This window comes from Bacillus sp. HU-1818 (assembly GCF_022695965.1).
Classification (GTDB): Bacteria; Bacillota; Bacilli; order Bacillales; family Bacillaceae; genus Bacillus; species Bacillus atrophaeus.
The window spans coordinates 307137-325592 of record NZ_JAAPBE010000004.1; the positions used below are offsets into that span (position 1 = coordinate 307137).

Below are 18456 nucleotides of genomic sequence, written 5' to 3' on the forward strand. Positions count from 1 at the left end.
GTGAAACTGGCTGATTTTCTGACAAATAACGCTGGGAACTAGAAAAAGGCACCCATAATGCGGCGCCCTCACAAATAACCTGCCAAACAGTTAATGGAATAAATTTCATAATAAACCTCATACACTGGTATCTGAGATAATATTTCAAATATATGGAATTTACTTTCTCTAGAACCTTCTTCCCTTGCCGGGTGAACTGCAGCTCTCTCACTTGATCTTTCATAGGAAAACGCCATGTTATCCCCGAACCTTTGCTTGGACACCGAAAGTCAAATGGCTTCCCTGCAGGAGATTATCGATTTGATTATTGCAGTAAGTTTGTTATGAAGGTTGTGCTGCGGCGTATGAATCATAACGAAAAGAGCCAGACCTTTCCCTGCAGTCCGGAGTCTCGAAAACGGAGCGAAAAGCATTCATAAATTGATGCTCATTCCGCAAGCTCTGTTTGTTTCGTTTCTTTCCCCATGATCAGAATACTTGCGACCGCGATCAGAATCGCTATGCAAAAGACCGTAAAAATAACTGAAAACGATACATGCTGTGCTGCTAGCGTACCGACTAGAAGCGGGCCGAAAATGCCGCCGATTCTGCCGCACGCTGCCGTTGTTCCCGAGCCCGTTGCACGGATGGATGTCGGATATTGCTCCGGCGTATACGCGTACAGCACGCCCCATGCTCCAAGGTTAAAGAAGGACAGCAGCATGCCGGCAGTCAGCAGCAATGCCAGTGAATCCGCGGTGCCGAAGAAGAACGCGCTTCCTGCCGTACCCAGTAAATAAATGACCAAAATGCTTTTACGGCCAGCTTTTTCAATCAGCCAAGCGGCGGAAAAATAACCCGGCAGCTGTGCAAGAGTCATCAGCAGCACATATTCAAAGCTTTCGATCATGCTGAATCCTTTCATCAGCATCACGCTTGGAAGCCACAGAAACATCCCGTAATAAGAAAACACCACACAAAACCACACAACCGACAGCATGACCGTAGGACGCAAATACTGTCCCGACCAAACGCTTTTCACATTATCCCATACCGATTTCTTCTGAGGCTGAAGCGATTCATATTTAGGCGAATCAGGCAGGCCCGTCCGCAAATACAGCGCATAAAAAGCCGATAGCGCGGTTAAAAGCAATGCCGTTTGCCACCCATAACTCGGGATGACAAAGTAAGAAATGACAGCGGCGGCGAGCCATCCTACCGCCCAAAAGCTTTCAAGCAGCACAATCACCCTTCCCCGTTTCTCAGGGGCAACCGCTTCAGATACCAGGGTTGAAGCAACGGGAAGTTCACCGCCAAGCCCCATGCCGATAAAGAAGCGTAATATAAGAAAAGCGGACAAGCTTGTCGCAAATGCTGAAATGCCGCTTCCGATTGAGAAAAATAAGAGCGTGATAATAAATACTTTTTTCCGGCCGATCCGATCAGCCAGCAATCCGAACATAAACGCGCCCGCTGCCATGCCGATGGAATTCACACTGCCGATCCACTTCATTTCACCGGGAGATAAATTCCATTCCACATGCAGTGCGGCGATAATAAACGATAATATTCCGACGTCCATTGCATCAAACAGCCACCCAAGTCCGGCGACCCCCAGCAATTTTCGCTGAGAAATAGGCTGTTGTTTCTTCATTGACAGCACCCCTGATCGAAAAGTAATTACCGTTTCAGTTTACACATGTCTTTACACCTTGTCATTAAAAATTTTATGGGCGCCTGTCCGAACAAAAAAACCCCGCTTGTCCGTAAACAAGTGGGGTTCCCTTTATTGCTGCAATGCCGCTTTTTTAATATTGTCTTGAAGCTGCTGAATGCGTTTCGCTCCGTCTTCACGCAAGCGTTTGTTTTCTTCTTCGATTTGTTTTGTTTCCTGCATCCCGCTGACGATTGTATTCCAAGACGATTCAATTGTTTCAATATCAATACTTGGTCTTCCCGCCATTCTCGCAATTTCAACACTTTGGCTTGAAATGTTTTCGGCGTTTCTCTTCAGCATTTCATTTGTTCGGCGATCCAGTTCACTCATGGAATCAGCCACAAGTTTTTGCCGTTTTACTGTTACAGCCTGAATAATTCCGTTTTTAAAAATCGGAATCGTGATGATAAAGGCAGAGTTGATTTTTCCGATCAGCTTTGTATTACCGCGCTGCAGCAGGCGGATTTGCGGTGCGGTTTGAAGTGCGACCATCCGCGCCATATCAAGGTCGTATACCCGTTCCTCCAAAGCCTGAATACCGTTACGGAGCGTATCAAGCTGCATTTGCGCCAGCTGATTGCCGCCAGCTGCTTTTTCTTCGTAAGAAGGTATGATAGACTGCATTTCCTCAAGCTTCATTTGACCGGCAACCACATACTTTTCAAGCTCCATGTAGTAATTGATGTTGTTTTCGTACATCTCGTCAAGAGTATGAGTTGTTTTCGTCATTTCATCTTTATATTTTGAAATCTCGACATGAATTTTCTCAATCTCTCCGCCGAGTGTCTGGTACTTTTTAAAGATTTTTTCAACCATACTGCCACCGCGCTTGAAAATCTTGGCCATCAGGCCTTTGGGCTCGTCAAAATCATTTTTGTCAAAGCGGTCCATAATTTTCCCAAGCTGCGTAAGCATCGTACCGGAATCTGTGACGCTTGTTGTTTTCATCATTCCTAAGATACGGTCAGAGAACTTGGAGATCTCAACGGCAGGCTCCTTTCCGTACTCTAACAGCTCCAATTGGTTTTTCACGTCAATTTGCTGGGCAATGCGCTGCACCTCAGGTTCCTGGCGCAGCTGCAGGCGGATGTCATCCGCTTTTTGCTCAGAAATTTCTTCATTTTTATCAAGAACAAGCAAGTTATTGTTATCTGTTGTCATGCTTTTCTTCTCTCCTTACTTTTGGGTAATGGTTCTGAATAATCTTCTCACGATTGAAGGCTCTTTATAGTCCTGTTGAAACACCATATCCTCCAGCCAGTGAATATCGTACTGATCCTCTTCTATATAATGTTCGATGTCTTGATGCCCGGGAGGATTGTAAATGGCGATATCAATTCCGATCTCATTCAAAAACAGAAGCGCCGCCGCATCTGAGCGTGTCAATTCCCCGTTGAATTCCGTGTGATACAGGAGAAGCTTCGGCACGGTTTGCGCATAATCAAATGTTTGGATCAATTTCAGCAATTTGGCGGGAAGATTTGTCGTTTGTTTAAATAAGTAGATTTGCACATCTTTTTCCTGTTCCTTATTTAAAGCCTTCAGCCGCGGATTCCTGCACATTCTGGAAATGGTTTTGGCGATTGCGGACTGAATCCCTGACGGCAATTGCTTGTATTGCCATACATTGCTTTCCATCAGTTTATCCGGGTCAAGGATGCCTTCATGATTAAGCGCGTGGCTGTAATGAAATTGATAGTTCGATTTGATTTCCTCTGTAAACGGGAAGCTTCTGACCATTTCAGTTTCTTGGTATTCCGCCATCGTGTGCAGCCTGTTCCAATATTCTTTATTGTCCTTTGACACACCCATGATTTTGGCAAATACGTTCGGAATGTCGACCGATTGCTTATCCGCTTTAAAATTAGGCCTGATAAACGCGCGCTCCTTCGCGATTAAAAACAGTTCATCATAAGTGGTTTTCAGCGTGACGGATACCGGCGTATGGTCTCTGAATTGCCACGGCTTGTACAGCATGGATTCCTCATGGTTCAGGACATGCTCGATTTCCTTTGTTGACCGATAGGCAACCGTAGATTTCCGGTCGGGCTTCTCTTTCGGAAAAGGCTGAAGCTCTGATACATCCGGAAGTTTGAGCGTAAATGTCAGCTGCCGTTGCGGATCAATCTGTATGAGCTGGTCTGTTCCCTCCGGATGAAAAAGGAGGACATCACAGCCAATCAGCATCAGATAATATAAAAAATACAACTGGCTTTTCGATGCGTCCCCGTACCAAACCACCTTCGGCATCTCTCGCTCTATATCGGCTTTTTCAAGCCACGGATTCAGATGATTTAACGAAAACTTTGAAACATCCAGCAGCACTCTTCTAAAATCGGGATGATTCAGCCCCTGCTCATGGTTCGCCGCAAACGTATGTAAAACCGTCATCAGGCATTTTCGCAAATGCCGGTGCATGAGTGGATCAGAATGCTTCGCAATCAGCTGCTCCCCGTCAAGAAAGGCGACAAAGCGGCCGACAGACAGCCCTTTTTCTTTTTGATTGATGGTATGAATGTGCTGAAGCGCCTGAAAGGTTCCCGGCGCGATTGTTTTATCCAGCGTTTCGCTTAATACATGGATATTCTCATTGGCTGACAGCTCGTACAATTCAATATAGTAGTCGGTCTCATCAAAGGGCGTACCCAGAATTTGCCCCGCCAGCCGCGTGAAGGCTGGTCCCGGCTCTTTCTCATAAACAGCCCGCTCCGGCAATGGCTGAAGCAGAATGCTCTTCCAATCATCATTCACCGGCTCGGCCTTATGAATGGTCAATTCTTCTTGTCTCATCATATCCTCCTTTCTCATGCGTCATTTTTTTCATTACACTTGTTTTAAACGGGACAGGCGGGACAAAACGGCCGCTGTCATTTCTTCTCCCGCCAGGATACCGCTGCTTTCTGTTTTGCGTAAATTCGGGTAATGCCGAAGCACTTCGCCGTGGGCTGGCGCTATGCCAAAATCAGCTTCTTGAATCAGCTCAAGGTCCAGCAGCGAATCTCCAGCCGTACAGACCTCTTCAAGTGACAGCTTTGATTTCAAATAAGCGACAGCCTTCCATTTATTGAGCGGATTTGGAATAAAGTAAAGCTTCCGGCCCTGTAAGGACACCTGCCAGCCTTTACTCGCGCCCCATTCCTTCACAGCGGCACTGTCAATGTGCGCTATTTTTTCTTCATTCAGTATCAAATAGACAAAATAGTGATGCGCCGTGCGGGTTCGTTCAACTGCGGCCGATAGAGGCAGGCTTGCGATTTCTCTCAGCATTTGCTCAATCGGGAGACAGGCTGCCAGCTGTTCTTCTATGATCTCAGCCCATTCTGCCAGAGGTTCCCCATTCTTTAATATGCAGCCGCCGTTTGTAGTCACCGCGTATTCCGGCACAATATCATGCTGTAAAAATTGAAGCCTCTTATACTGTTCGTTAGTGCGTGTCGTGACTGGGATAAAATAGTTCTCTTTCTGAATCCGTTTCAAGTTTTCTTTTGTGATACCGCTAATATAGGAGATTTCCCTGCCGTGCAGCGTTTCCGTCAGTTCAATGCCCGCTTCCATTTCGGCTGCTCCAACCATGCGTCTGGAATAAATTAATGTTCTGTCTAAATCACTGGCAAATGCGTTCATAGGCTTTTCTCCGCCGGACGGATCAGCCCGCAGCAGCTATAAGACATATTTTCGTATTCTATCACCGGAACTCCCCGATCTTCCGCAAGCAGCAAAATGTGCTGAAGCGCTTCCTCGGAGCCCGGTTGAATAAGGATCTTCCAAGGCACCCGCCGTAAAAGCACACGGGTTGTTTCGCCCACTCCAGGCTTAATCAGATTTGTGTTGCTGATTCCAAAATCTTTCTGGATCGACTGAATGGAGGCCAGTCCGCTCCAATCAGGCGCTTCCCGCTTTTGCTGAAGCAGAGCGGCTCTGTGTTCGGCTTCTTTCTCAATAGACGGAAATTGGCCCGTTATCGTTTCAATATAAAGATTTGAAACGTCTTCTGCGAGTAGCTCACGATAATACTTCGCCCCGTGGAAATCGGACGGGCTGATCCATTTTTCATTCAAAACAGTGCGGCTCACAAGACCGGATACAGTAGAGTTTAAGCACGCACTCGGAATCAGGAAATCCTCCTTCGTTCCGTAAATATCAGCGCAATGTCCGGGGTCCGCAAGCACCGCCAGTTCTGAGGAAAGCTCTGTGCCATACTGTTGATTAAACCGCTCCACTGAACGGGTCAGCTCTTTTGTGATAGCGCCTTTCCCCGTCCACCCGTCAATAAAGGCGACTGCCCCGTTCGGGTGATGATTCAATATATAATGCAATGCATTCTCATCAATTCCTCTATCGCGTATAATAGATATGCTGTAATGAGGAACAGAGGTGCGATACTTTCTCTCAATATATCGTTTGATTAAAACACCGATAGGCGTGCCCGCTCTTGCCAGACTGCACAGCACGGTATTCTTCCCGCTCCTGGCGAAAATTTGCTCCGCGACAATGCCCGCCGCCAGCGCAACCTTTTGTTTGCTTTCTTCAAGCGATGCATAAAACAGCTTCATATATTCATCTGTCGGCTTGTATTCAATCGGCAGCATTTCAGAATAATGAGTCCCGCTTTGAATCGATCGTTCCCGCTCTTCTGTGCTTTTTTCTATTGAAATATGGGATAGATCTTTTAAAAGAAACGTAACATCCTCTTTCGCATAGCTCCCAAGCTGGTCTACAACGTCTGCCAATGCAGCTCACGCCCTTCCCGAAATGGTCACGATATGAATATGTGACATTCCCTTTTCTTTAAAAATATCGAAAATCGGCTGTAACGACTCGTCTGAAACCGCCTTTTCAAAACACAAAAAGACTTCATCATAGCCTTCATCCGGTAGGTTATAGACAAAATGGCGAATCGACTCATCTTCAGGGTTCATAAAGGAATACCCGTTTTGCACCGCGTACCCCTCTCTTGCAGCAGGATGAATCGGACTGCGGGTTGTTGATTGATAAAACACAGCGCCGCTCAGCTCTGCTGCGATTTTCATCGGGACATACATCAGTTCTCCCGTTCCGAGCACAAGCGTCCTATTCCCCCTGCGAAAACCCTCGATATGATGAGCGGCTTTTTGGCAGGCTTCGTGTACGGACACTCGGTCAGCAGGCGTCAAACCGAATCTTCCCGTTTCTTTTACATAAGGAAACGGACCGGCTTCTTTAGGCGCTGTTTCGGGCTGATAAGCAACGGATGTGAAAAATCCAGACAAATCAATGTCCGTTCTGCATACATGGGAACCTTGCAGCTTCGGCCGGTAATTGTGGATTGAATCGGATAACGGCTCGCCCCGGAAGGAAATCCGGCCTGATAATAAAGCGGCAGTTGAAATCGTAATGCCCAATTCCCGTTCTGCTGCTGAAAAAGCCTGCTGATGCTCCTCTGTACGCCAATCCAATAATGACAAAACGGCGTATTCCTTACGGGGATATTTCGACTGAATATCTCGAATGATGTTTAATGCAGTGTTGCCCGTTGTTAATTCATCATCTACAAGAATGATCGGACATTGACTGTCCAAGACATGATGTTCCGCATAACAAACCTGATCGGTCGCATGGGAATGTTCCTCCACAAATGTGATCGCAGGCTCTGTATCTCTGATCTGCTCGCGTGTGGTATGAACATATGATGCGTTCTCTATGCAATCATAGACACCGTGGCCGAGGGCTGTGGCTGTTTCCGCGAATCCAATCACCAGCGGCGCTTCCGGAAGCGTAAATCGCTGTGCTTGTAAGGTTTGATATGCCGCTTGAATGTCGCTATGGTTTTCTGAAAGGAACCCCTTTAAAATGTCTTTTTTATCCTTCAAAGGCCGTCCTGTTTTTTGCTCTGCATATTCAAAAGCCAAGAGACCCGAGGCCAAAAGCGGTTTCAGCGGGTGCACGGGAATATGTTTGCCGAGCACTTTGCTGACAAATAAGAAACCCCTTTTTTTGTTCACCCGAGCCGCCATCTCAAACAAATGATGTTCCGGTATGGACAGCGGGTTGTCTATTACGGAAAGGTCAACCGCCATATTGTCCATAATGTGCAGTGTTTGGCTGTTCTGTGAGCAAGTCGGTGAAATGTCGGTTTTCATGAAACACCCCGTATATATCTGATTTTAATAGAATGGTTTCAGCCCATTTCATATGCGGCTTCATTTCATTCATTTTATTTGAAAAATTGCTTTTCAACACACCGAGTGTGCCTTTCGCATGATGAGCAATGTGTAAAGCATCCATGTAATCTTCTTTGGAAACAACATATAGGCTGTTCACGACTTTCAGTTGCGTCGGATGGATCACCGTTTTTCCGTGAATGCCGTTTGCGATATCAAGCGTTGTTTCCTTCACAAGCCCTTCCATATATTCACTGAAATCGGCAGCTTGGTGAAAAGGATGAGGTGCAGCTTTCAGGGAAGGATCGAAATACTCCCACACAGGGCCTGAAATCGTAAAATCCGCACCGAAATAATTGATGATGTCCGCCATAAAGTCTGAAATTAGGCGGATATCGTAAATGGATTGGTCAGGCTTTCTCCTGATGCCGTATAGTCCGCAAAGATCGGTAGCGCCGATTCTTACGTTTAAAATCACGTCTTTGTTTTGCTGAAAGATCATATGTAATTCAGACAAAACATCCATTCTTATCTTTTTAGACAGCACATCAGGCGTTTCTAAAATCGGCATTCCGTAGAGTACGGTCCCATATTGTTGAGAAACCTCCTGAAGAGCTTCAAAATAAAGATTCGCATTTTCTATTGAACATTTAGGAAAAACAAAGCCGGTTAACAAATGGAGAGAGTGTGGCAGCATATCAGCCAGCGTTTTTAGCTGCTGCGGAGAACGTACACGCACGAACATAAAAGGGAAATGCTCCGCCAATTGTTTTCGCTGCTGAACCGCCTGATCAATACGCTCTAATTGATGCTTGAGATTGTGTTCAGCCTGTTTGACTTCATCATCGCCAATCGCATCCTCCAAACAGAAAACAACCGAGGATAAATCTTCATATTTTTGATTCGTTATAACAGCTGCAATGTCATGGCGTGTGGCGGGCATATACAATACGGCCCCCAGCGCTTGCTCAAGCAGCTTCTTCGGAGCTTCTTTTGTGACCGGTTTCGGTTTTTGATAAAATACATTTTCTTGCTGCAATCCTGATAAATAATGGAAATACCGCAAACCTGCCGCCTCTTTTCTGTAACAAAAAAGGAAGGAGTCAATCTCCCCCCTGTTTTGTTTTATTCTTCTTTTGATGCAGCCGTTTGTTCACGCACCTGTTTCTGCTTGTTCATAAAGTGAATAATAAACGTCACCACAAATGCGGCAATAATGATACCGAAGAAATAAACGTGCGGCATTTCATAATGGAACGCACTTGCACCCATTTTCAACGCGATGATACCGATTAAAACGAAAGCTGTATTTTCAAGCTCAGGTATCTTATCAATTAACACAAGGAACAATTTTGCGACTGTACGCATCATTAAAATTCCGAGCATACCGCCGATCAGCAGCACCCAAACTTTTTCTGACACCGCAAACGCGGCCAAAATACTGTCAACTGAAAACGCCAAATCCATGAGTTCTACAGAAAGAACGGTAGCCCAGAAGATTCCGAATGTACGGACCATCCAAGTATTTTTCTTCATACCGTCTGTTTCGTCTTCTTTTTCCCCGATTACGAAATGCTGAATGACGAGCCAAGCCAGGTAAAGCGCGCCAAGTAATTTAATCCACCAGAATTTGATGAGAAGCATACCGAGACCGATGAAAATAAAACGGAAAATATAAGCCCCGAACAGGCCGTACGTTAATGCTTTCTTGCGCTGTTTTTCCGGAAGATGTTTAACCATGACAGCAAGCACTAACGCGTTATCCGCAGACAGAAGACCTTCCAAAAGAACCAAGGAGCCGATCAGCCCCCATGAAACAGGGTCAGTCAGAACTTCCCCCCACATTTCCCAATCGAAAAATGAAGCGTAAGTTGACATTATATGATGTAAAAATTCCAAGTTTTTTCCTCCTAATTATTTAAAAAACGGCGGCTGTTTCTATAGGCCGCTCGCTTAAACCTGTAAACCGTAGTTCCGGCAAAGAGAAGCCAAGCCGCCGGAAAAGCCGCTGCCGATCGCGTTAAATTTCCACTCGCTTCCGTGTCTGTAAAGCTCGCAAACAACGACAGCTGTTTCAATGGAGAAATCTTCTCCTAAATCAAAACGAAGCAGCTCATTTTGTGTATTCTCATCCACCACACGGACAAACGCGTTGGAAACTTGTCCAAAGTTTTGGCTGCGTGCATCCGCATCATGAATAGTTACTGTAATACCGATTTTCTCAATATTGGCAGGGATTTTAGAGAAATCAACGATCAGCTGCTCATCATCTCCGTCCCCCTCGCCTGTGCGGTTGTCACCCGTATGGATGACGCCCCCGCTCGGATGCTCAAGATTGTTGTAGAAGACAAAATCAAGATCATTCACACAGTTATCATTGGCATCAACCAGGAAGGCTGAAGCGTCCAAATCAAAGTCTTCTCCGCCTGAATACTTGTTCGTATCCCAGCCTAAACCGACCACTGCTTTTGTAAGCCCCGGATTTGTCTTTGTTAAATCAACACGCTGTCCTTTTGATAATTGAATGGCCATGTTGCATGTCTCCTTTCTGCTTCTGTAATTTTAGTATCAGTTATCCGATTTGCAGACCGTAATCCGTTGCGATGCGGGCAAGGCCGCCTTGATAGCCTGAACCGATAGCCGAGAATTTCCACTCGCCGTTATGTCTGTATAGCTCTCCTGCGATAATCGCCGTTTCAATCGAGAAGTCCTCCGCAAGATCGTAGCGGATCAGCTCTTCATTTGTCTCTTCATTTACGATACGGACAAAGGCGTTAGAAACTTGTCCGAAGTTTTGGCTGCGCGCTTCTGCTTCATGAATGGTGATGACAAATGAAATTTTCTCAACATTGGCAGGAACGGCGTTAAGGTTCACCTTCACGCTCTCATCATCGCCTTCGCCCTGTCCTGTCAGGTTATCTCCTGAATGAACGACAGAACCCGCTCCGCCTTCAAGCTGGTTATAGAAAATAAAATCGCTTTGAGACGCGCATTTACCCGCCGCATCTAAAAGAAAGACGCTTGAATCCAAATCGAAGTCATGCCCGCCGTCATATTTATTGGTATCCCAGCCTAAGCCGACAACGACTTTTGAAAGGCCCGGATTTGTTTTTGTTAAATCTACTTTTTGTCCTTTTGCCAGTGAAATTGCCATGATTCTTTCACTCTCCTTTTAAAAATTATGCGTACCGTCTGATCAATTCTTCTAATCTAGTATCGTTTGTGCCTTCGCCGACAGCCGCGAATTTCCACTCGCTGCCCTGACGGTAAATTTCGGCCGCAATCAGGCTTGTTTTCCCTGAATAGTTTTCTTTTAAGTTGTATTTGACCAGTTCTTCATTTTTTGATTGATCAACAACACGGATAAACGCATTTTGGATCATGCCGAAATCTTGTTTTCTTCTGACACAATCATAAATATTTACAACGAATACCAGCTTATTAATGTGAGAAGGCACTTTTGTCAAATCGACGAGAATTTGCTCGTCATCGCCTTCGCCGTCACCCGTCAGGTTATCACCTGTGTGCTTCACACTTCCGCAGCTGCTTTTTAAATGTCCGAAGTAAATTAAGTTTTTCTTCTCTGTAAACTTATCATTGTCCAGCATCAGAACGGAAGCGTCACAATCAATATTCGCTCCGCCGCCTCCGAACAGTTTGCCGAGAAACCCGCCGCCGGCTGATACAGGGTCCCAGCCGAGTCCGATCAATAATTTGGAAAGCCCCGCTTTACCTTTTGTTAAATCAATCCGCTGACCTTTTTCTAAAGAAATTGCCACATGATTCACTCCTAATCATCAAAATGTGAATATAGTCACATCTTTTTTCACCTGTAAATTCGACAAATGCTAAGATGGAAATGTCGTAAATTATTTATATATACGTTTTTTATTATATCAAAGTTTCATAAAAGTTAAGAATAATTGGCGAAAATCCTCGAAAAAAATCTCCCATAATTGAGCGTTATTTGCAAATCATAAGGTTCATGATTTAAAAAAGCCTGTCAAACAAAGCATTTGACTCCAGAGAGCTATTTTTCCTATTCTTGTGACAGATCCTAACATAGAAAGGAAGCGGCCTATTGATTGAATTGAGTATTCTTGATCAGGCTCCTGTTTCCAAAGGGGACAGCCCTGTTACGACCCTTCAGCATTCGGTTGAACTTGCAAAGCTTAGTGAACTGTGGGGCTATAAACGTTACTGGTTCGCAGAGCATCACAGCACGAAAGGATTGGCAAGCACTGCGCCGGAAATTATGATCGCTCATATTGCCGCACATACAACGACAATCCGTGTCGGTTCCGGCGGCGTTCTTCTGCCGCAGTACAGTCCCTATAAAGTGGCCGAAACATTCCGCCAGCTTGAAGCGCTCTATCCGAACCGGATTGACCTCGGAGTCGGACGTTCGCCCGGCGGTACGACAAAAACACGGCTCGCGTTAACAGATGGCGTCAAAAAAAGTTTGACTGATTTTAATCGGCAGCTTCAGGACTTGTCCTATTTCCTGACAGATTCGCTGCCCGCGGGCCATGATTACGCGGGCATCAAAACAGCGCCCCTTATTGATACGGCCCCTGAACTCTGGGTACTCGGACTTGGAGAAAACAGCGCAAGACGCGCAGGCCAGCTCGGTATCGGGTATGTTTTCGGCCATTTTATCAACCCTGAACGCGGTGAGAATGCGTTTCGCGTGTACCGGGACAGCTTTAAGGCTTCCGCCCACTTTTCATCCCCGGCCGCGCTATGCACCATTTTTGTGGTGTGCTCTCGAACAGATGAAGAGGCGGAGGAGCTTGCCTTGAGCCAAGACTTGTGGCTTCTCCGTGTGGGAAAAGGCTTGGACAGCCGCGTGCCGAGCATTGAGGAAGCCCGATCATACACCTATACCGCTTCAGATAAAAAACAAATAGCAGAAAACCGCAAGCGTATGGTTATCGGTTCTCCAGGCTCAGTCAAGCAGCAGCTGACGGAGCTTGCCGGCCGCTATGACACAGAGGAACTGATGGTCCTTTGCAACATATATGACTTTGAAGCTAAAAAACAATCCTACGAGCGGCTTGCAGCATTATTTTTATAAAAAACGCCGTTAAGAGCAGATCAGCAGTTTTTCGCATATCTCAAAAAACTGCTGACAAGCCTTAACGGCGATGTTTTTTCCGTTCTGTTTCCTTCTTGATGAAATTCCATATTGCCTGAAGCAAAAATCCGATGATCAACAGGGCGATCAGAAGCAGCGTGATGGACGGGCCCGGCGGTGTCCCCAGCTGATAGGAGGACGTAAGGCCCATGAACACACTAAATAAAGAAATCAAGATTGCCGCGGTAAAGACCATTTTAAAACCCTTTGCAAGTCTGATCGCAAAAGCGGCCGGCAATACGAGCAGGGCTGATACAAGCAAAACGCCGATAATCGGGATAATGACTGAAATCGCAAGACCCGTCACAATGCTAAATGACATGGACAGCATATTTGTATTAATCCCTGACGTTTTTGCCGTCGCTTCATCAAACGTAAGCAAATAGAGCGGTCTGTTTAAGATAATGAAGTAAAGTAAAATCAGCAGTGTGACTCCGCCGATAATATAGACCTGCTGCTGGTTCACCGTTACGAGCGAACCAAACAAATATTGGTCTATGCTCATCGTCGTGCCGCCTTTTGACAGGCTGATTAAAAACATCGCAAACGATAATCCCGCAGCCATCAAAATAGCGATGGACACCTCTGAATAGGTGCGGTAAGCACGCCGCATGTATTCAATACCGACCGCGCCCGCCGTGACGACGATGATGCTGGCCGCGGTGATATTGGTGTTCAGGAAAAAGCCGATGGCAACCCCTGACAGTGAAATATGCGAAAGCGTGTCCGCCATTAACGCCTGTCTTCTAAGTACAAGATAAACGCCTAATATCGGCGCGATAATTCCGATCATGCTTCCGGCTAAAAAAGCTCGTCGCATGAATTCCAAGTCAAACATTTCCATCCGCCTTTTTCCCCCCTTTCCAAACGTATCACTTTGTCTAAGTACTGCTGAACTTCATTTTGCTCATGCGTCACCATCACAACCGTTCGATTGTGGTTTTTCACTTGGTGGTGCATAAACTCGTAAAAACCTTGTCTGCTTTCATAATCGACCGCAGTTGTCGGTTCGTCCAACATCAGCAGATCAGGGTTGCTCGCCAGCACTCTGGCAATACAGATTTTCTGCTTCTGCCCGCCTGATAAATCACCGATTTTGCGATGGCGCAGGTCCCACATTTCAACCATTTTCAGGGCTTTTTCCACTTCTTCATGATCTTCTTCACTCAGCCGCTTGAACCATTTCCCTTTTGTATATCGGCCGGACTGCACCAGTTCAAGCACGGTGCTTGGAAATCCCGCATTAAATGAAGAGATTTGCTGAGGCACGTAGCCGACGGTTAGGCGCTTGCCCGCTTCATTCTTTTTACTGAGGGTTACAGTTCCTTCCCACGGCTTCAGCATGCCGAGCATGACTTTGATGAGCGTTGATTTCGCCGCTCCGTTCGGTCCGGTGATTCCGACAAACTCACCGCTTTCGATCTCCAGCGAAACCTTATCGAGTACGGGCGTATGTGAATAACCGAACACGATATCTTTCAATGAGACGAGATTCATGTATGCTCTTCCTTTCTCACAAAGAAATAGTGTGCACCCTGCGGCGCACACTATCTTTATTTATCCAATAGTGAATCTTTAAGGGCATCCAGGTTTTTCTCCATGATCTCGATGTAACCTGTGCCTTTATCCTGTTCTTCTTTACTTAAACCTTCCAGTGTATTGAGCACTTCTGTTTTCGCGCCAATTTCACCGGCAAGAGTATCGGCAACTTTTGATGATGCGACTTCTTCAAAATAAATGATTTTCACATTGTGTTTTTTTGCAAACGTTTTGAGTTTAGCTAAATTGGCCGCACTTGGCTCTTGATCAGGTGAAAGACCGGAGATCGGAACTTGTGTCAGACCGTATTCTTTTGCCAAATAGCTGAAAGCCGAATGCTGTGTGATAAATTCTTTTTTCGAAGCTTTTTTTACTGTTGTACGATATAGTTTATCAAGATCTTTCAGTTTTGCAATATATTCTTTACTATTTTTCTCATAATATTCTTTGTTATCCGGGTCCTGTTTTACAATTTGTGCAGTGATATTTTCAACTTCTTTTTGTGCAAGAACCGGGCTGAGCCATACGTGAGGGTCCATTTCATGGCTGTGCTCGTGTTCGTGTTCCTCTTCATCCCCGTGCTCATGCTCTTCTTCCTCTTCATGAGAACCTTCCATCAGATCAATGCCTTTGCTGGCATTAACGAATGTGGCGTGGTCTTTGTCCATGCTTTTCTCAGCAGACGGCACCCATGTTTCCATGTACTTGCTGTTGTAAACAAACAGATCTGCGTTTTGAATATTGGCAATGTCCTTCGGTGTCGGCTCCCAATCATGAGGCTCAACAGAAGACGGTATCAAAAGATCCACATCGCCTTTGTCTTTTACGATTTGTTTCGTAAATTCATACATTGGATAGAAAGTAGTGACAACTTGCAATTTGCCGTTTTTCTTTTCAGATGACCCCGATGATCCTTTAGATGATGAATTGCCGCATGCCGCGACTAACAAAAAGCATGCTGCGATCATAAACAGGCCGCTCCATTTCTTACGCATAGTAATCCCCTCTTTTTTTAAAATGACTTTATGATTCTGTAAATCAAAATGATAACGATTTTGAAAATAAACTGAGATATTTGTTTTGCATCCTTTATAATAATAAAACGAAGTAATTACGTTTTGCAAGGATAATTTATAAATTTATTCGTTTAAAAAACAGACGGCACAGACCGCCTGCTTGTTTAATGGCGGCTGACTCCAAAGCCAGCCGCCATTATGAAACATATGTGGGGCCTGCGGGCATATGCCCGAATTCGGTCTGGAAAACCAGAGGCTGTTTGCCCGTAACAGGTTTGCGGCGAAGAGGATTGAGATCTGACTCAATCCCTTTTTAATAGATACACCCTGCTTTCAAACGGTTTTAATTCTATGGATGGAAGAGCTTCTCTGCCGTCATCATAGTTGCTGAGAAGAAGCTGTGCCGTTTCCCGTTCCAGCTCGTCCGGCCATTGGAATATGGCTTCTTTGTCAGAGAAATTGTTAATGACCAGCAGCTGCCGGGTGTCTGTCTGCCTGATATACACAAACAGCTGCGGATCGTCCGGCAGAAGCAAGTCATAGCTGCCTTTCATAAGGTCCGCGTACTGTTTTCGCAAGCTGATCAGCTTTTTGTAATAGAATAAGATGGAATCGGGATCAGCCAGTGCTTCGGCGGCATTGATGGATGTATAGTTAGGATTCACTTTCAGCCACGGCGTGCCGTCCGTAAAGCCCGCATGCTTCCCGTCATTCCACTGCATCGGCGTCCGGGCGTGGTCGCGGCTTTTTGCCAAAATGGATGTCATCACCTCTTTTGGATCATAGCCTTTTTCATACACGCGTTTATGATACATATTGACCGTTTGAATATCTTTATAGTCTTCAATCCGGGTAAACGGCGCATTCGTCATCCCAAGCTCTTCTCCCTGATAAATATACGGCGTTCCTTTCATCAAATAGAGCACGGAGGCAAGCATCTTCGCGGATTCTTTGCGGTATTTCCCCTCATCGCCAAAACGGGAGACAATTCGCGGCTGGTCATGGTTGCACCAAAACAGCGTGTTCCAGCCCTTGTTCTCAAGCTTCTTTTGCCATTGTGTCAAGACGGATTTCAAGTCAGAAAGCTCAAGGGGCTTGAGATCCCAATGTTCCTTTCCCGGCTGCTGGTCAAGCTCCATATGCTGAAAATGGAAGATCATATTTAATTCATGCTCATCAGTTCCCGTGTATCTTAAACCTTCCTCGGGTGTCACGGTTCCTGCCTCTCCGACAGACATCACATCATAGTGAGAAAATACCTCTTCGGTCATTTCTGTCAGGTAATCATGAATCCGCCCGCCGTTTGGCTGAAAGGGCTTCGGTTCAGCCTTGCACTGAACGTAATCCTCGTATGACGGAAGATATTCTTTTTTTGATATGAGATGAAGCTGATCAATCCGCAGGCCGTCCACCCCTTTATCAAGCCAGAATCTCATCATTTCATACACAGCCTGACGTACGTCTTCGTTTTCCCAGTTCAAATCCGCCTGTTTCACTGCGTTCATATGCAGATAATACTCACCCGTGTGCTCCTCGTACTGCCAGACTGACTGCCCATAATCAGACTGCCAATCTGTCGGCGGCCCATGTTTTGTGCCCGGGCGCCAAAAATAGAAGCTGCGGTATTTGCTCGTTTTGTCTAGTTCCGCCTCTTTAAACCACGCATGCTCAGTAGACGTATGATTTAACACAAAATCCATCACAAGCTTTAAGCCCCGTTTATGTACCTCTTCCAGAAGCTCATGAAAATCTTCCATTGTCCCATACGATTCCATCACCGTTTTATGGTCTGTGACATCATATCCGTAATCGACGTTCGGAGAAGGATAAATCGGGCAAACCCAAATGACATCAGCACCTAGCTGTTTGATATAATCAAGCCGGGAAATAATCCCCTGCAAATCTCCGATTCCGTCACCGTTGCTATCTTGAAAGCTTCTCGGATACACTTGATAAACGACAGAGTCCTTCCACCAATCCTTCTTCATGTCAGCATCCCCCTGTTTTTTTATTGTTTATTTCCTTATTTTGAAAGAAATCAAACAAAAAAGAGAAGGCTTCCCTTCCCTTTCTCTCTGTTCTTCTATTCCAACTGAGACGGATACAGCGTCATGCCGCCGTCTACAAAGAGTGTGGTGCCGGTCACGTAGCTTGCCTCCTCTGATACGAGCCATGCTGCTGCGGCGGCGACTTCTTCGGGTTTGCCGAATGTTTTCATCGGAATTTTTTTCAGCTGTACTTGTTTATGTTCTTCCTCTTGAAGATCATCGTTTGATTCCGTTGCGATCGTTCCCGGCGCCAGAGCATTGACTCGAATGCCCTTGTCAGCATAGTTCAGCGCTAACGTTTCTGTCATGAGCTTCATGCCGCCTTTGGATGTGGAATATTGTACATTCAGCGGACGCGGAATTTGCTGATGGACGCTGGAGATGTTTAATACATTTCCTTTGATGTTGTGCTTCATCATGTGCTTCAGCGCCGCCTTTGCCCCCATAAAGGTTCCTGTTACATTCACATCAATCACCTTTTGCCAATCTTCCAGACTCATTTCGTGCGGCATTGCTTCAGCGCCGTTAAAACCTGAATTATTGACCATCACATCGAGTGTGCCAAACTGTTGTAAGGCCGTATCCATCAAAGCCTCAATTCCTGCTTCCGAGGACACATCAGCCTCAACCGCTACAGCTTGGCCGCCGTTTTGCTTGATCGTTTCAATTGTTTCCTCCGCTCCGCTCGGGTCGCTGTGATAATTCACAACAACGTTCATTTTTTCCTTTCCGAAGCGTTCGGCAATGGCTTTTCCTATTCCTTTTGATGATCCTGTCACGATCGCTGTTTTTCCTTGTAAATCTTCATACATGTTTTCTGCCCCCTTAGACTCTGTTTCGATTACTGACAAAATACCCGTTTTGCCGTCTAAGAAAACAG

The 18456-nt window shown here is 45.7% G+C and carries 17 protein-coding genes; 1 reads left to right on the forward strand and 16 read right to left on the reverse strand.

What is annotated here, in order from left to right; all coding sequences use genetic code 11:
- Positions 1–427: 427 nt before the first annotated feature.
- From GXP75_RS16510 to GXP75_RS16560, 11 genes are all read right to left on the reverse strand, one after another.
- Positions 428–1633, reverse strand: a complete 1206-nt coding sequence (locus GXP75_RS16510) for an MFS transporter (protein ID WP_061669464.1) — start codon at positions 1631–1633, stop codon at positions 428–430.
- Positions 1634–1765: 132 nt separating this feature from the next.
- Complete coding sequence (locus tag GXP75_RS16515; RefSeq protein ID WP_010787563.1) at positions 1766–2857, reverse strand: toxic anion resistance protein; 1092 nt, start codon at positions 2855–2857, stop codon at positions 1766–1768.
- A gap of 15 nt (positions 2858–2872) precedes the next feature.
- Complete coding sequence (locus GXP75_RS16520) at positions 2873–4486, reverse strand: YceG family protein (RefSeq protein WP_242557314.1); 1614 nt, start codon at positions 4484–4486, stop codon at positions 2873–2875.
- A 33-nt stretch (positions 4487–4519) separates the two neighbouring features.
- On the reverse strand, positions 4520–5320 hold the full coding sequence (locus tag GXP75_RS16525) for an HAD family hydrolase (protein ID WP_150224351.1): 801 nt from the start codon (positions 5318–5320) through the stop codon (positions 4520–4522).
- Positions 5317–6426, reverse strand: coding sequence for a cysteine protease StiP family protein (locus GXP75_RS16530; protein WP_061571050.1), 1110 nt, complete (start codon positions 6424–6426; stop codon positions 5317–5319). Before GXP75_RS16530 ends, GXP75_RS16525 begins: the two co-directional genes overlap by 4 nt.
- Before the next feature lie 6 nt (positions 6427–6432).
- Entirely contained in the window at positions 6433–7752 is a 1320-nt protein-coding gene (locus tag GXP75_RS16535; RefSeq protein ID WP_242557382.1) for a phosphoribosyltransferase family protein, read from the reverse strand.
- Complete coding sequence (locus GXP75_RS16540) at positions 7742–8902, reverse strand: HpcH/HpaI aldolase/citrate lyase family protein (RefSeq protein ID WP_242557315.1); 1161 nt, start codon at positions 8900–8902, stop codon at positions 7742–7744. Before GXP75_RS16540 ends, GXP75_RS16535 begins: the two co-directional genes overlap by 11 nt.
- A gap of 59 nt (positions 8903–8961) precedes the next feature.
- Positions 8962–9735, reverse strand: a complete 774-nt coding sequence (locus GXP75_RS16545; RefSeq protein WP_003328008.1) for a TerC family protein — start codon at positions 9733–9735, stop codon at positions 8962–8964.
- Positions 9736–9789: 54 nt separating this feature from the next.
- Entirely contained in the window at positions 9790–10368 is a 579-nt protein-coding gene (locus GXP75_RS16550) for a TerD family protein (protein ID WP_003328007.1), read from the reverse strand.
- Between the two features lie 40 nt (positions 10369–10408).
- Complete coding sequence (locus GXP75_RS16555; protein WP_003328006.1) at positions 10409–10990, reverse strand: TerD family protein; 582 nt, start codon at positions 10988–10990, stop codon at positions 10409–10411.
- 25 nt (positions 10991–11015) lie between these two features.
- The gene (locus tag GXP75_RS16560) at positions 11016–11615 is read right to left on the reverse strand and encodes a TerD family protein (protein ID WP_003328005.1); all 600 of its coding nucleotides are present in this window, start codon (positions 11613–11615) and stop codon (positions 11016–11018) included.
- A 302-nt stretch (positions 11616–11917) separates the two neighbouring features.
- On the opposite strand from GXP75_RS16560, the gene GXP75_RS16565 reads away from it, so the two are divergent.
- Positions 11918–12913, forward strand: a complete 996-nt coding sequence (locus GXP75_RS16565; protein ID WP_242557316.1) for an LLM class flavin-dependent oxidoreductase — start codon at positions 11918–11920, stop codon at positions 12911–12913.
- A 61-nt stretch (positions 12914–12974) separates the two neighbouring features.
- Here GXP75_RS16565 and GXP75_RS16570 read toward each other — a convergent pair whose 3' ends face one another.
- The 5 genes from GXP75_RS16570 to GXP75_RS16590 all read right to left on the reverse strand — a co-directional run bounded on the left by GXP75_RS16570 (position 12975) and on the right by GXP75_RS16590 (position 18388).
- Positions 12975–13817: a metal ABC transporter permease gene (locus GXP75_RS16570; RefSeq protein WP_003328003.1), complete on the reverse strand. Its 843-nt coding sequence runs from the start codon at positions 13815–13817 to the stop codon at positions 12975–12977.
- Entirely contained in the window at positions 13775–14470 is a 696-nt protein-coding gene (locus GXP75_RS16575) for a metal ABC transporter ATP-binding protein (RefSeq protein ID WP_061571046.1), read from the reverse strand. Before GXP75_RS16575 ends, GXP75_RS16570 begins: the two co-directional genes overlap by 43 nt.
- A gap of 56 nt (positions 14471–14526) precedes the next feature.
- Positions 14527–15507 (reverse strand): metal ABC transporter substrate-binding protein, encoded by a 981-nt coding sequence (locus GXP75_RS16580; RefSeq protein ID WP_242557317.1) that lies wholly within the window; start codon positions 15505–15507, stop codon positions 14527–14529.
- A 323-nt stretch (positions 15508–15830) separates the two neighbouring features.
- Positions 15831–17516 (reverse strand): glycoside hydrolase family 13 protein, encoded by a 1686-nt coding sequence (locus tag GXP75_RS16585; protein WP_214917453.1) that lies wholly within the window; start codon positions 17514–17516, stop codon positions 15831–15833.
- A gap of 95 nt (positions 17517–17611) precedes the next feature.
- The gene (locus GXP75_RS16590) at positions 17612–18388 is read right to left on the reverse strand and encodes an SDR family oxidoreductase (protein ID WP_003327998.1); all 777 of its coding nucleotides are present in this window, start codon (positions 18386–18388) and stop codon (positions 17612–17614) included.
- Positions 18389–18456 lie beyond the last annotated feature (68 nt).

Bases quoted from the DNA above. Each gene is read 5' to 3' on its own strand.
- GXP75_RS16510 (WP_061669464.1), bottom strand. From the start codon at position 1,633: ATGAAGAAACAACAGCCTATTTCTCAGCGAAAATTGCTGGGGGTCGCC.
- GXP75_RS16515 (WP_010787563.1), bottom strand. From the start codon at position 2,857: ATGACAACAGATAACAATAACTTGCTTGTTCTTGATAAAAATGAAGAA.
- GXP75_RS16520 (WP_242557314.1), bottom strand. From the start codon at position 4,486: ATGAGACAAGAAGAATTGACCATTCATAAGGCCGAGCCGGTGAATGAT.
- GXP75_RS16525 (WP_150224351.1), bottom strand. From the start codon at position 5,320: ATGAACGCATTTGCCAGTGATTTAGACAGAACATTAATTTATTCCAGA.
- GXP75_RS16535 (WP_242557382.1), bottom strand. From the start codon at position 7,752: ATGGCGGTTGACCTTTCCGTAATAGACAACCCGCTGTCCATACCGGAA.
- GXP75_RS16550 (WP_003328007.1), bottom strand. From the start codon at position 10,368: ATGGCCATTCAATTATCAAAAGGACAGCGTGTTGATTTAACAAAGACA.
- GXP75_RS16555 (WP_003328006.1), bottom strand. From the start codon at position 10,990: ATGGCAATTTCACTGGCAAAAGGACAAAAAGTAGATTTAACAAAAACA.
- GXP75_RS16570 (WP_003328003.1), bottom strand. From the start codon at position 13,817: ATGGAAATGTTTGACTTGGAATTCATGCGACGAGCTTTTTTAGCCGGA.
- GXP75_RS16575 (WP_061571046.1), bottom strand. From the start codon at position 14,470: ATGAATCTCGTCTCATTGAAAGATATCGTGTTCGGTTATTCACATACG.
- GXP75_RS16580 (WP_242557317.1), bottom strand. From the start codon at position 15,507: ATGCGTAAGAAATGGAGCGGCCTGTTTATGATCGCAGCATGCTTTTTG.
- GXP75_RS16585 (WP_214917453.1), bottom strand. From the start codon at position 17,516: ATGAAGAAGGATTGGTGGAAGGACTCTGTCGTTTATCAAGTGTATCCG.
- GXP75_RS16590 (WP_003327998.1), bottom strand. From the start codon at position 18,388: ATGTATGAAGATTTACAAGGAAAAACAGCGATCGTGACAGGATCATCA.